Annotated in this window: 14 protein-coding genes; 7 read left to right on the forward strand and 7 right to left on the reverse strand. The window is 73.8% G+C overall.

The annotated features are described in order from the left end of the window. Position 1: 1 nt before the first annotated feature. Positions 2-301: a hypothetical protein gene (locus AB0M79_RS04680; RefSeq protein WP_357536080.1), complete on the forward strand. Its 300-nt coding sequence runs from the start codon at positions 2-4 to the stop codon at positions 299-301. Between the two features lies 1 nt (position 302). Beyond that, positions 303-614 carry a hypothetical protein gene (locus tag AB0M79_RS04685; RefSeq protein ID WP_357536078.1) on the forward strand — a complete coding sequence of 104 codons (312 nt, stop codon included), beginning with the start codon at positions 303-305 and terminating at the stop codon, positions 612-614. Positions 615-677: 63 nt separating this feature from the next. Here AB0M79_RS04685 and rfbB read toward each other — a convergent pair whose 3' ends face one another. The 3 genes from rfbB to AB0M79_RS04700 all read right to left on the reverse strand — a co-directional run bounded on the left by rfbB (position 678) and on the right by AB0M79_RS04700 (position 2,757). After that, entirely contained in the window at positions 678-1,673 is a 996-nt protein-coding gene (gene rfbB / locus AB0M79_RS04690) for a dTDP-glucose 4,6-dehydratase (RefSeq protein ID WP_364207806.1), read from the reverse strand. Positions 1,674-1,803: 130 nt separating this feature from the next. Next, positions 1,804-1,968 carry a hypothetical protein gene (locus AB0M79_RS04695; protein ID WP_212816535.1) on the reverse strand — a complete coding sequence of 55 codons (165 nt, stop codon included), beginning with the start codon at positions 1,966-1,968 and terminating at the stop codon, positions 1,804-1,806. 48 nt (positions 1,969-2,016) lie between these two features. Beyond that, positions 2,017-2,757 carry an HhH-GPD-type base excision DNA repair protein gene (locus AB0M79_RS04700; RefSeq protein WP_364207808.1) on the reverse strand — a complete coding sequence of 247 codons (741 nt, stop codon included), beginning with the start codon at positions 2,755-2,757 and terminating at the stop codon, positions 2,017-2,019. Here AB0M79_RS04700 and AB0M79_RS04705 point away from each other — a divergent pair. The 5 genes from AB0M79_RS04705 (at position 2,756) to AB0M79_RS04725 (ending at position 8,114) form a co-directional block, all read left to right on the forward strand. Then, positions 2,756-3,241, forward strand: a complete 486-nt coding sequence (locus AB0M79_RS04705) for a BlaI/MecI/CopY family transcriptional regulator (RefSeq protein ID WP_364207810.1) — start codon at positions 2,756-2,758, stop codon at positions 3,239-3,241. The genes AB0M79_RS04700 and AB0M79_RS04705 overlap by 2 nt on opposite strands. Continuing rightward, the gene (locus AB0M79_RS04710; RefSeq protein WP_364207812.1) at positions 3,238-4,137 is read left to right on the forward strand and encodes a M48 family metalloprotease; all 900 of its coding nucleotides are present in this window, start codon (positions 3,238-3,240) and stop codon (positions 4,135-4,137) included. The genes AB0M79_RS04705 and AB0M79_RS04710 overlap by 4 nt, the downstream gene beginning before the upstream one ends. A 109-nt stretch (positions 4,138-4,246) precedes the next feature. After that, entirely contained in the window at positions 4,247-5,308 is a 1,062-nt protein-coding gene (locus AB0M79_RS04715) for an iron ABC transporter substrate-binding protein (protein ID WP_357536071.1), read from the forward strand. 107 nt (positions 5,309-5,415) lie between these two features. After that, complete coding sequence (locus tag AB0M79_RS04720; protein WP_364207815.1) at positions 5,416-6,966, forward strand: iron ABC transporter permease; 1,551 nt, start codon at positions 5,416-5,418, stop codon at positions 6,964-6,966. Next, on the forward strand, positions 6,963-8,114 hold the full coding sequence (locus tag AB0M79_RS04725) for an ABC transporter ATP-binding protein (RefSeq protein ID WP_364207817.1): 1,152 nt from the start codon (positions 6,963-6,965) through the stop codon (positions 8,112-8,114). Before AB0M79_RS04720 ends, AB0M79_RS04725 begins: the two co-directional genes overlap by 4 nt. A 279-nt stretch (positions 8,115-8,393) precedes the next feature. Here AB0M79_RS04725 and AB0M79_RS04730 read toward each other — a convergent pair whose 3' ends face one another. The 4 genes from AB0M79_RS04730 to AB0M79_RS04745 form a co-directional block, all read right to left on the reverse strand. Next, positions 8,394-9,020 carry a response regulator transcription factor gene (locus AB0M79_RS04730; protein ID WP_357536065.1) on the reverse strand — a complete coding sequence of 209 codons (627 nt, stop codon included), beginning with the start codon at positions 9,018-9,020 and terminating at the stop codon, positions 8,394-8,396. 65 nt (positions 9,021-9,085) lie between these two features. Continuing rightward, on the reverse strand, positions 9,086-10,294 hold the full coding sequence (locus tag AB0M79_RS04735; protein ID WP_364207818.1) for a histidine kinase: 1,209 nt from the start codon (positions 10,292-10,294) through the stop codon (positions 9,086-9,088). 118 nt (positions 10,295-10,412) lie between these two features. Next, positions 10,413-11,195 carry an ABC transporter permease gene (locus AB0M79_RS04740; protein ID WP_364207820.1) on the reverse strand — a complete coding sequence of 261 codons (783 nt, stop codon included), beginning with the start codon at positions 11,193-11,195 and terminating at the stop codon, positions 10,413-10,415. After that, the gene (locus AB0M79_RS04745) at positions 11,192-12,202 is read right to left on the reverse strand and encodes an ABC transporter ATP-binding protein (RefSeq protein WP_364207822.1); all 1,011 of its coding nucleotides are present in this window, start codon (positions 12,200-12,202) and stop codon (positions 11,192-11,194) included. The genes AB0M79_RS04740 and AB0M79_RS04745 overlap by 4 nt, the downstream gene beginning before the upstream one ends. Positions 12,203-12,289 lie beyond the last annotated feature (87 nt).

A 12,289-nucleotide genomic window follows, 5' to 3' on the forward strand; every position in this document is an offset into this window, starting at 1 on the left:
GGTGGGCAACCGGTTCAGCTTCACCGATGAAGCGCTCGGCAACCTGGAGGTCTACGCGGTCAGCCCCACCGAGGTCTGGCAGGCCCTGCGGGCCCCGCACCGGGTCATCCGGCACCTCGGCGACGACGCGATGGTGGTCTACTCGACCACCCGCCGGGGCCGGCGACTGGCCATCCTGCTCGCCGAGGCCGACCACACCGACAACGACTGGGACATCCTCTCCGCCCGCGAACTCAGCGACAGCGAGGCGAAACGCTACGACGAGGCGGTGGGGCGATGGCGAACGCGAGGGGGCGGATGAGATGAGCCGGCACGACGCGATCAAGCGGTTCCACGACGGCGGCGACGGGCTCGCCGACCTGATCGGTGAAAGCCAACCGGTCGGACTGCCGACGCCGGACACCGACGAGCCGATGGTCAGCCGGTCGATCCGGCTGCCGGTCGAGACCTACGAACGGATCCGGGCCGCGGCGGACGCGCGCGGCATGGGCGTGACGACCCTGATGCGGCAGTGGATCGAGGCCGGCCTGGCCGACCTCGACGACTCGGCGACGGTGTCGCTGGCCGACGTACGCCGGGCCCTGGCCGCCCTGGCCCAGCCGAACGCCGCCTGAACCGCCCGGCGCCCGGCGGCTACACCGGCCCGGCGGCCGGGTTTTCTCGGGTGCCGGGCGGTGTCAGCGGCCCAGTTCGGCGTAGCGGCGCTCGGTCTGCTCCTTCTTCGGCCGCCACCAGGCCTCGTTCGCCCGGTACCAGGCGACGGTCTGCGCCAGCCCGTCCCGGAAGCTGGTGTAGACCGGCTTCCAGTCGAGTTCGGCGCGCAGCTTGCCCGGGTCGATCGCATAGCGCAGGTCGTGGCCGGGCCGGTCGTCGACCAGATCGAACCAGTCGCGCGGGCGGTCGAGGAGTTCGAGCAGCTCGGCGACGACGGTCAGGTTGTCGACCTCACACTCCGCGCCGATCAGGTAGGTCTCGCCGATCCGGCCGCGTTCGAGGATCGCGAGCACCGCGCTGTTGTGGTCGTCGACGTGGATCCAGTCGCGCACGTTCTGCCCGGTGCCGTAGATCTTCGGCCGTACGCCGTCGATGATGTTGGTGATCTGCCGGGGGATGAACTTCTCGACGTGGTGGAACGGCCCGTAGTTGTTCGAGCAGTTCGAGATCGTCGCCCGGACGCCGTAGGACCGGACCCACGCCCGGACCAGCAGGTCGGCGCCGGCCTTGGTCGACGAGTAGGGGCTCGACGGGTGGTAGGCGGTGTGCTCGGTGAACCGGGCCGGGTCGTCGAGTTCGAGATCGCCGAAGACCTCGTCGGTCGAGATGTGGTGCAGCCGTACGTCGTGCCGGCGCACACTCTCCAGCAGGTGGTAGGTGCCGATGATGTTGGTCTCCACGAACGGCCACGGCTGCGCGACGGAGTTGTCGTTGTGCGACTCGGCGGCGAAGTGGACCACGGTGTCGACCCGGGAGACGAGGTCGTCGACCAGGGCGGCGTCGGTGACGCTGCCGGGCACGAACGTGATCTGGTCCTCGACGGCCGCGAGGCTGGTCCGGTCACCGGCGTAGGTCAGCGCATCGAGCACCGTCAGATCGACGCCGGGCAGGCGCTCGAGGGTCTGGTGTACGAAGTTCGCTCCGATGAAACCGGCTCCGCCGGTCACGAGCATCCGCATCGCGTCACGATAACACCGGCGCCGGAACGCCCGGTGTCTCGAACAGCCCTGCCCGGCCCTTGTGACAGCTATCGGCGCAACGCTTGACGACGGGTCGGCCGGGCGCCTCGACGGCGCCCCGGCCGGTGGCTCAGTCGGGTCCCTTGACGACCGCCGACGGTCCCGAACAGGTCGGGCAGGTCGTCCACACCTCCCGGGTCCGCCCGTCCATCACCGCCCAGCGCAACACCCGGCCGGCACCCAGACAGGTGTGGCACGGAGTGCGGCCCGACTCACCCCGCTCCCGCTCCGCCATGGCGAGAGCCTAGCGCCGTCCGCCGCACCGGGGTGCGGTCGCGCCGCGTCACCGCGCCGGGCCGGACGCCTTCGCCGCCGCCTTCATCTGCTTCTTGTACTCCCGCACCTTGACCAGGCTCGCCGCGTCGACGATGTCGGCCACCGACCGCAGCGAGCCCTCCTCGCCGTAGACGCCGGCCGCCTCGCGCCAGCCGGCCGGCCGTACGCCGAACTGCTTGCCGAGCAGGGCGGTGAAGATCTGCGCCTTCTGCTTGCCGAAACCGGGCAGCGCGCCGAGCCGGCGCAGCAGATCGGCACCGTCCGCCGCCCCGGTCCAGATCGCCGCCGCGTCACCGTCGTAGTCGTCGACGACGGCCCGGGCCAGCTTGCGGCTGCGTTCGGCCATCGATCCGGGGAACCGGTGGATCGCGATCGGGGTGGCGAAGATCCGGGCCAGGTCGTCGGCGTCGTGGTCGGCGATCGCCGCCGGGTCGAGCCGGGTCACCGCCAGCCGCTCCGCCAGCCGGTACGGCCCGATGAACGCCTTCTCAAGCGGGATCTGCTGGTCGAGGAGCATGCCGAGCAGCAGGGCGAACGGGTCGGCGGCGAGCATCTCGTCGGCGGCGGGCTCCTGCGCCAGATAGAGCTGCGACATGCGTACAGCCTGCCAGAACCGCCGGGCGGGCGGTGCGGTACGGCCGTCGGGACCGTCGATCCGGTGCCGGCGTACCGTCGGCCACCCGCGGCCGGCGGCGCCGGTCGCGGCCGGGAACCCGGGGGTGCCCGCCGGTCGATATTGTCGGCCCATGCCTGCGGGTTCAGACGACAACACCGTGGACCACCCCGGAACCGGCACCGACGACGACCGCCGGCGACGGCGGGCGCCGGGCTCGCTGGAGGGCGAGATCCTGGCGGTCCTGCACGACTCCGGCACGCCGCTGTCCCCCGGCGAGGTACGCGAACGGCTGGCCGCGCGCGACGACCACGAACTGTCGTACAGCGCGGTCGTGACGACCCTGTCCCGGTTGCACGCCAAGGGTGTGGTGACCCGCGGCCGCAGCGGCCGGGCCTACCGCTACGCCGCGCCGTCCGACCCGTCCGGGCTCGTCGCCTGGCGGATGAGCCGGCTGCTGGACGCCGAGGCCGACCACGCCCCGGCGCTGACCCACTTCATCTCGGGGTTGTCGGCCCGCGACGAGGAACTGGTCCGCCGGCTGCTGCTCGGCGACACCATCGGGGACGGGACGCCAAAGGGCGGACTACGAACAGGCGGCCCCGGGGCCGACGGGTGATCGGGCACCTGCTGCTGTCGGCGGGGCTGGCCCCGCTGGTCGGCGTCGCGGTGACGTACCTGCTCGTCGACAGGCTGCGACCGGCGGTCGCGACGGTCGCGTTCACCGTCGCGGCGGTGCTGCTGGCCCTGTCGAGCACGGTGACCGTGCTGACCGCCGCCGCGCACGCGGCGACCCGGTTGAGCGGAGGGCATCCGGTCGGCTGGGCGTCGTGGCTGGCGCTGGCCCTGCTGGTGGCGGGTGCCGGTGCCGTGGCGGTCGCGGCCCGCCGGGAGGCGGCGGGGCTGCGTTCGGCCCGGCGGGAGGCGGCGGGGCTGCCCGGCGACGACCGTCTGGTGGTGGTCGAGGACGACCGGCCGGCCGCGTTCACGTTGCCCGGCCGGCCCGGTCGCATCGTCGTGACCGACGGCATGCTGTCCGCGCTCGGCCCCGCCGAGCGGGCCGCGGTGCTGGCCCACGAGCAGGCGCATTTGACCGGCGCGCACCACCGCTGGCTGCTCGGCGTACGGCTGGCGGCGGCGGCCAATCCGCTGTTGCGCCCGGTCACGGCGCTGGTGGCGTACACGGTGGAGCGGTGGGCCGACGAGCGTGCCGCGGACGAGGCCGGCGGGCGGTCGGTGGTGGCCCGGGCGATCGGCCGGGTCGCGCTGGCCGGGCCGGCGGTGCCGGGCCGGGCCACGGGCCGGCTGCACCTGTCGGTCGCCGGCTGGCCGGTGCCCCGGCCGGGGCCGGTGCCGCGCCGGATCGCCGCGCTGCTGCGGCCGGTGCCGGCCGGGCGGCACCTCACCCTGCTGGCCGCGCCGGCGCTCGTCGTGGCCGGATCGTGCTTCTGGACCGGTGAGGCGGTCGTCGATCTCGGGGAGTTCGTCCGGCTGTCGCGGGCCCGGGGCCGCTAGCGAGGGCACCCACCCCTGTTGCCTGAGGTTAGGCTCTGCTAACTTCTACATCGTTGTAAATGAGCCGGGCCCGGCTTTTCGCTTGCCGTGACGTTCTAAGGAGCACGCTGTGCCCACCTCTCCCCGGAAGGCCGCGCTCGCACTGGCGGCCGCCAGCCTCCTCGTGCTCGGGCTCGCCGCCTGCGGCGCCGAGGATGACGCTCCGGCGCAGGCCGAGACCCCGACCTCCGACAAGAAGATCACCGTCTACAGCGGCCGCAGCGAGTCGCTGGTCAAGCCGCTGCTGGAGCAGTTCACCCAGGCGACCGGGATCGCCGTCGAGACCCGGTACGGCAACACCGCCGCGATGGCCACCCAGCTTCTCGAAGAGGGCGACAAGTCCCCCGCCGACGTCTTCCTCGCCCAGGACGCCGGAGCGCTCGGTGCCGTCGCCAAGCAGGGCCTCTTCGCCACGCTGGACGGTGCGGTCACCGACAAGGTGCCGGCCGCCTACCGGGCCCGCAGCGGCCAGTGGGTCGGCGTCACCGCCCGCGCCCGGGTACTGGTCTACAACCCCGACCTGGTGCCCGAGGCCGACCTGCCCGCGTCGGTGTTCGACCTGACCGGGCCGGCGTGGAAGGGCAAGGTCGGCGTCGCCCCGACCAACGCCTCCTTCCAGACCTTCGTCACCGCGATCAAGGTGCAGCACGGCGAGGCGAAGGCCAAGGAATTCCTGGCCGGGCTCAAGGCCAACGACCCGCAGGTCCGCGACGGCAACGGCCCGATCCTCGACGAGGTCAACAGCGGCAAGCTCCCGGCCGGCCTGCTCAACCACTACTACCTCGGCGAACTGGCCAAGGAGCAGGGCACCACGCCGGACGGCCTGAAGGCCAAGCTGCACTTCTTCCCCGGCGGCGACAGCGGCGGCCTGGTCAACGTCTCCGGCGTCGGCGTGCTCACCAAGGCCGCGCAGGACCCGGACGTCAAGGTGTTCGTCGACTACCTGCTCGGCGCCGACGCGCAGAAGTACTTCGCCGAGCAGACCTACGAGTACCCGGTCGTGGCCGGCGTCGAGGGACCGGCCGGCGTACCGGCGCTGAGCAGCCTCGCCGTGCCGGACATCGACCTCAACGACCTCGACGCGCTGGAAGCGACCATCGCGCTGATCAAGGAATCGGGACTCGTCCCCTGAGTACGACACTTCCGCCGACGGGGCGGGCGCGCGACAGCGCGCCCGCCCCGTCGGGCCTGCCCACGGCACCGGCCCCGCAGCCGCCGTACCGGCCCGTCCACCACCGCGTGGCCGCCGCCGTACGGCGGCTGGTGCCGCGTCCGGTCCTGTTCGGCACCGCCGTCCTCGCCGTCGCCGTCGCCCTGATCCCGGTCGTCTACCTCGGGGTACGCACCGCCGAGGCGGGCGGCGAACGGATCGCCGAGGAACTGTTCACCGCCCGGGTCGGGCTGCTCGCCCTGCGTACGCTCGGGCTCGCCGCCGTGGTCACCGCCGGCTGCCTGCTGCTCGGCGTCGGCTCGGCGTTCCTGGTCACCCGCACCGACCTGCCGCTGCGCCGGTTCTTCGGGGTGCTCGCCGCGCTGCCGCTGGCCGTGCCGACCTACATCGCCGGGTTCGCCTGGATCTCCACCGTGGACCGCTTCGAGGGGTTCTGGCCCGGCGCGCTGGTGCTGACCCTCTGCTCCTACCCGTACGTCTTCCTGCCGGTCGCCGCCGCGCTGACCGGCGCCGACCCGGCACAGGAGGAGGTGTCCCGGTCACTGGGGCGGGGCGCCTGGCGGACCTTCACCGACGTCACCCTGCGCCAGATCCGCCCCGCCCTGACCGGCGGCGGCCTGCTGGTCGCCCTCTACGTGCTCTCCGACTTCGGCGCCGCCTCGATCCTGCGCGTCGACACCTTCACCCGGGCCATCTTCATCGCCTTCGACCTCGGCTTCGACCGCACCGCCGCGCTCGTGCTGTCGACCGTGCTCGTCGTGCTCACCGTGCTGCTGCTCGCCGGGGAGAGCGCCACCCGGCGGCGCGGCGAACGCTACGCCCGGGTCGGCTCCGGCGCCCGCCGGCCACCGGTCCGGCTGCGGCTCGGCCGGGCCCGCTGGCCGGCCGTCGCCGTGCTGGCCGGCGTCGCCGCCCTCGCCCTCGGCGTACCCGCCGTCAGCCTCGCCCAGCGGATGGCCGCCGGCGTCTCCCGGCCCGGCTCGCTCGGCGAGATCGCCGTCGCCGCCGGCAACTCACTGTGGCTCTCGCTGGCCGGCGCCGCCCTCACCATGCTGCTCGCCCTGCCGATCGGCCTGCTCAGCGCCCGCGCCCCCGGCCCGCTGACCGGGCTGCTGGAACGGCTGAGCTATCTCACCCACGCCCTGCCGGGCGTCGTCATCGGCCTGTCGCTGGTGTTCTTCGGCATCAACGTCGCGTACCCGCTCTACCAGACCACCTGGCTGCTGGCCCTCGGCTACGCCGCGCTGTTCCTGCCACTGGCGGTCGCCGCCGTGGCCGGCGCCGCCGCGCAGGCACCGCCGATCCTCGAGGAGGTCGCCCGGTCGCTGGGTCGCGGGCCGGTGGCCGTACTGCGCACCGTCACGCTGCCGCTCACCCTGCCCGGCATCGGTGCCGGCGCCGCGCTGGTCTTCCTCACCTGCATGAAGGAACTGCCGGCCACCCTGCTGCTGCGCCCCACCGGCACCGACACCCTGGCCACCGAACTGTGGACCCACACGACCGTCAACGCGTACGCCGCGGCCACCCCGTACGCGGCCCTGCTGGTGCTGCTCTCCTCGGTGCCGACCTGGCTGCTCGCCGCCCGTAGCGGAATCCTCGAATCCGAAGGTGGGAGATGAAAGAGGCGCTGACCCTACGCGGGGTGGCCAAGAACTACGGCCCGGTCGCCGCGCTCGCCGGCGTCGACCTGACCGTGCCGGCCGGCACGCTGACCGCCGTACTCGGCCCGTCCGGCTGTGGCAAGACGACGCTGCTGCGCTGCGTCGCCGGCTTCGAACGGGTCGACACCGGCGAGATCCGGATCGACGGCACGGTGATCGCCGGCCCCGGCGCCCACCTGCCGCCGCAGCGCCGCCGGGTCGCCGTCGTCCCGCAGGAGGGCGCGCTGTTCCCGCACCTCTCGGTCGCCGGCAACATCGGGTACGGCCTCGACCGGGCCACCCGCCGCGGCGGCCGGATCGAGGAGGTGCTGGCCCTCGTCGGGCTCGCCGGCCACGGCGACCGGATGCCGCACCAGCTCTCCGGCGGGCAGCAGCAGCGGGTCGCGGTCGCCCGCGCCCTCGCCCCCCGGCCCTCGCTGGTGCTGCTCGACGAGCCGTTCAGCGCGCTCGACGCCGGACTGCGGGCCGAGCTGCGGCACGACGTACGCGAGGCGCTGCGCGCCGACCGGGCAACCGGCATCCTGGTCACCCACGACCAGGGCGAGGCGCTGTCGACCGCCGACCAGGTCGCGGTGATGCGCGGCGGCCTGGTCGTCCAGTGCGCCGCCCCGGCGGCGGTCTACCGCGAACCGGCCGACCCCTGGGTGGCGGCCTTCGTCGGCGACGCCGTCCTGCTGCCGGCGGTCGTCGAATCCGGTGCCGCCCACACCGTGCTCGGCCCCGTGCCGCTCGCCGGCACCTTCGGGTCCGGCGCGGTGACCGTGCTGGTCCGCCCCGAGCAGGTACGCATCACCGCCCGCCCGGCCGCTTCCGTCCGCGACAGCTCCCCCGCAACCGGCACGGCGGCCGACGGTCCGCCGGCCGGCGGCGTGGCGGCCGGCGGCTCCGTGGGCGACCGTCCGGGAACGAATGGTTCGGTGCCCGGCGGTCCGGTGCCGGCGACGGTGCTGCGGCACGAGTTCCACGGTCACGACGCGCTGGTGGCGCTGCGGCTCGCCGACGGGACCCGGATCACGGCCCGGATCCTCGACGCCGGGACGCCGGTCGCGGTCGGCACCGATGTCACCGTGCACGTCGACGGCACCGCCCGCGCCTGGCCCGCCTGACTCCCCACGCCCGCCGGTCTTGGGCACCGGCCGGGGTCGGGGTTCGGGGTGATGCTGTTTCGGTTGACAGCGAATTCGGCGTATCCACAGCGAATTCGCTGTGGGCTCCGACAGTGAACCTGCCGCGCGGCGGTCGGGGAACCCGGCCGGGGATCCCGATGATCGTCTGCTGTCCGGCCACACGACACGCCGGGTGGCGAGTGCGGAACAGCAGACGATCACGACGGCGCGCCACACGGCCGCGCGGCGTACAACCGCACGACGGCACCGGGCCGGTGGTCAGATCCAGCCGTAGCGGCGGGCGATCTTCGCGGCCTCGTGCCGGTTCGCCGCACCGACCTTGGTCGCCGCCGACGACAGGTAGTTGCGGACCGTGCCGGGTGACAGGGCGGCCCGGCGGGCGATCTCGTCGACCGGGGCACCGTCGGCCGCCAGCTCCAGCACGTCGGCCTCGCGCGGGGTCAGCGGGCTGTCACCGGCGCTGATCGCATCGGCGGCCAGCGCCGGGTCGACGTACCGGCCGCCGCCGTGGACCGTACGCACCACCTCGGCGAGCACCTCCGCGGAGACGGTCTTGGGCAGGAAGCCGCGTACTCCGGAGGCCAGGGCCCGCTTCAGGTGGCCGGGCCGCCCGTGGCTGGTGACGATCATCGACCGGCAGTCGGGCAGCTCGGTGAGCAGGGTGGCGGCGACGGTCACCCCGTCGATGTCGGGCAGTTGCAGGTCGAGCACGGCCACGTCGGGCCGCAGCGCCCGGGCCATCGACAGCGCCTCGCGGCCGGTCGCCGCCTCGCCGACGACGGTGAGATCGTCCTCCAGGCCCAGCAGAGCGACCATCGCGCCGCGGATCAGATGCTCGTCGTCGGCGAGCAGCACCCGGATCGGCCCGGCACCCGAACCGCCCACCGGACCGCCCAGCGCCGAACCGGCCGAACCGCCTACCGGACCGCCGTCGACGGCCGGACGGGGGCTCACGGCGCCACCGCCGCGCCGAGCGGCAGCCGGGCGGTCAGCCGGAACCGGCCGGGCGCCGCCGGGCCGGCGGACATCGTGCCGCCGACGGCGGCGAGCCGTTCGGCGAGCCCCTGCAACCCGCTGCCGAACTCGGCCGGCCGGCCGGCCGGCACCCCGTCGTTGTCCATGGTCAGCGTCACCGTCCCGGTTTTCCGCCCGTCGGTACGCAACGAGATCACGCACTCGTTCGCGTCGGTGTGCCGTAACACGTTCGTGGTGCCCTCGCGGACCACCCAGCCGAGCGTCGCCTGCGCGTCCGGCGGCAGGCCGGTCCCGTCGACCAGCACCTGGCAGTCGACGCCGGCCGCCGCGAGGACCGACCGGGCACCGGCCAGCTCCGCCTCCAGATCCGGGCTGCGGTACCCGCGTACGACCTCGCGCACCTCGGTCAGCGACTCCTGCGCGATCCGGCGTACCTCGAGCATCTCGGTCACGGCCTCGGCCCGGCCGCGCTCGGCGAACTTCGCGGCCAGCTCGCTCTTCAGCGCCACCACCGACAGGTTGCGGCCGAGCACGTCGTGCAGGTCGCGGGCGAACCGCAGCCGCTCCTCGGCGACCGCGAGCCGGGCCTGGACCTGGCGGGACTGGTCGAGTTGCCACACGACGCCGAGCATCCACGCCGACAGCCGGAAGCTGACGTATCCGGCGACGAAGACGGCGACCAGGGCGATCGTGATTCCCACCGCCCGCTGTGGGGTGAGGCCGTCGGCCCGCCCGACGACAAAGGTGCACGGCACCCCGGCCAGCAGTGCGAGCAGGCTCACCCGGGGCGGCACGGCCGTCGACAGCGCCGCGTAGAAGTATCCGGCGAAGACCAGGAACGCCGCCGTCTTCGCCGGGCTCTCCGCCAACGTCGGCAGGAGCAGCAGCGCGAGCCCGGTGCCGGCCAGGGTGAGGACGCCGCCCGCGACGGCCAGCCCGACCGGACGCGGCCGGCGGCCCAGGTAACTGTCGAGCCCGGCCCGGGTCAGCAGCAGGCAGACGACGGCGTGCGCGACGCTCAGCACCAGGATCGGCAGGATCCGCCCGGCGTCGCGGACCGGGGACAGCACGGCGAGGACGACCAGCGGCTCGAAGCAGACGACGCTGTACATCGACAGGCGGGTGTAGAGGTCGAACCGCTCGGGCTGGCCGCGTCCCCGCCACCATCCGGTCAGGCTGCGCACCGGTATCCTCCCGTCCCACCCGCGTGGCCGGCGGCGGCGTCCACCGACCACGTCCGAATCGTATGCGCCGGCCAGGGGCGCACCGCCCCGCGCCGGCGCGCCCCGGGACCGCCCCCGATCAGCGGCGCGGTTCCCAGCGGAACCAGCGACGCATGCCGACCACGCCGAGCGCCGTCCAGCCGAGCAGGATCAGCAGCGGTACGACAGCCGGCCCGAACACCCCGGTGAAGCCCGTCGGGTCGGCGCCGGTCGTGGTTCCCAGCCAGCCCAGCCGGACGAGTTCGACGACCGGGGTGAGCGGCAGGAACGCGGCCACGTCGGCGAGCAGGTCCGGCATGCTCTGCAGGGGCAGGACCAGCCCGGAGCCGATCATGCAGACGACCAGGACCGGCATGGTGCTGATCTGGGCCATCTCCACGTTGCGGGTGAACGTCGACGACACGACCGCCAGCAGGACGAACAGCACGATGCCGCCCGCCAGGCCGACCAGCAGGACCGGCAGGTTCACCGGTACGGCCAGGTCGAGCAGCGCCGCGCCGGCGACGACCGCGAGCACCGCCTGCACCAGGGTGACGACCACCGCCGGCACGGCGGTGCCGGCGAGGATCTGCGCGTCGGTCATCTCCCCGGTGCGCAGCCGCTTGAGCACGAGTTCCTCACGCCGGGCCACGTACGTGGTGACCAGGTTGTAGTAGACGACGTACAGCAGTACGAAGCCGAGCAGGCCGGTCACCGCGAACGCCCCGGCGGACAGCCCGCCGGCGTCGATACCGAGGGAGGCCAGGAACCAGACGGTACCGATCGGCAGCAGAACCGCGGTGACGACGGCGGTGCGGTTGCGCCAGAGCAGGAGCATCTCCGTACGGCCGAGTCGGGTGATCCGGCGCAGGGCCCCGGTCATACCGCCACCTCCGGTGTGCGGGCCGCCGTACCGGCGGTCGTGGTGTTTGCCGTGGGGTCGGTGCGGTCGTCGGCGACCGCGAGGAACGCCTCCTCCAGCGACGCCGAGCGGGCGTCGAGGTTGGGCAGTTCGAGGTCGCGGGCGGCGGCCCAGCCGAGCAGGTCGGTCAGCGCCGCCTGGAGGGTGTCCGTCTGGAGGGTGACCCGCTGCCCGGTACGGCCGGTGGTCACCTTCGCGGCGTCGAGGTCGGGCCGCCGGCCGGACAGTGGCGGCAACTGCCGTACGTCGAGTCCGGCGGGCAGGTCGAAGCTGATCCGCGCCGGGCGGCTGGCCACCACGTCCGCGACGGTGCCGGTGGTGACGATCTCGCCCCGGTGCATGATCGCGAGCCGGTCGGCGAGTTCCTCGGCCTCTTCGAGGTAGTGGGTGGTCAGCACGACGGTGGTGCCGTCGACCAGCAGGGCCCGGACCAGCCGCCAGGTGTTGCGGCGGCTCTCGGGGTCCAGCCCGGTGGTCGGCTCGTCGAGGAAGAGCACCTCGGGCCGGCCGAGCAGGGCCAGCGCCAGGTCGAGCCGGCGGCGCTCGCCGCCGGACAGCTGCTTGACGACGGTCTTCTCCCGGTGCCGCAGGTTGACCATGTCGAGCGCCTCGCCGACGGGGCGGGGTCGGGTCAGCGTGCCGGCCCACATCTGGGCGGTCTCGGTCACCGTCAGGTCGGACGGGAAGCCGCCCTCCTGGAGCATGACGCCGATCCGGGGCCGGACCCGGGCCCGGTGCCGGACCGGGTCCAGGCCGAGGACGCGGACGCTGCCCGCGGTGGGCCGGTCGAGCCCTTCGACGAGTTCGAGGGTGGACGTCTTGCCGGCGCCGTTGGTGCCGAGCAGGGCGAACAGTTCGCCGGAGTCGACGGTGAAGGAGATGCCCCGGACCGCTTCGTAGCCCTTCGGGCCGCCATACCGGCGGCGCAGGTCGCGTACCTCGACCGCGGGGGATGTTGGCTTTTCCATGCGGTCCAGTCTTCGGCGTACGGCCCGCCGGGGGCAGTGCGCCGGCACACCGGTCCGGATGGATCGCGCACCGCTGCCCCATGACAA

The organism is Polymorphospora sp. NPDC051019 (assembly GCF_040683055.1).
In the GTDB taxonomy this organism is placed as follows: domain Bacteria; phylum Actinomycetota; class Actinomycetes; order Mycobacteriales; family Micromonosporaceae; genus Polymorphospora; species Polymorphospora lycopeni.

Excerpts from the sequence above, each read along its gene's own strand:
- AB0M79_RS04685 (WP_357536078.1), top strand. The coding sequence starts at position 303 with ATGAGCCGGCACGACGCGATCAAGCGGTTCCACGACGGCGGCGACGGG.
- rfbB (WP_364207806.1), bottom strand. The coding sequence starts at position 1,673 with ATGCGGATGCTCGTGACCGGCGGAGCCGGTTTCATCGGAGCGAACTTC.
- AB0M79_RS04695 (WP_212816535.1), bottom strand. The coding sequence starts at position 1,968 with ATGGCGGAGCGGGAGCGGGGTGAGTCGGGCCGCACTCCGTGCCACACC.
- AB0M79_RS04705 (WP_364207810.1), top strand. The coding sequence starts at position 2,756 with ATGCCTGCGGGTTCAGACGACAACACCGTGGACCACCCCGGAACCGGC.
- AB0M79_RS04700 (WP_364207808.1), bottom strand. The coding sequence starts at position 2,757 with ATGGGCCGACAATATCGACCGGCGGGCACCCCCGGGTTCCCGGCCGCG.
- AB0M79_RS04725 (WP_364207817.1), top strand. The coding sequence starts at position 6,963 with ATGAAAGAGGCGCTGACCCTACGCGGGGTGGCCAAGAACTACGGCCCG.
- AB0M79_RS04740 (WP_364207820.1), bottom strand. The coding sequence starts at position 11,195 with ATGACCGGGGCCCTGCGCCGGATCACCCGACTCGGCCGTACGGAGATG.
- AB0M79_RS04745 (WP_364207822.1), bottom strand. The coding sequence starts at position 12,202 with ATGGAAAAGCCAACATCCCCCGCGGTCGAGGTACGCGACCTGCGCCGC.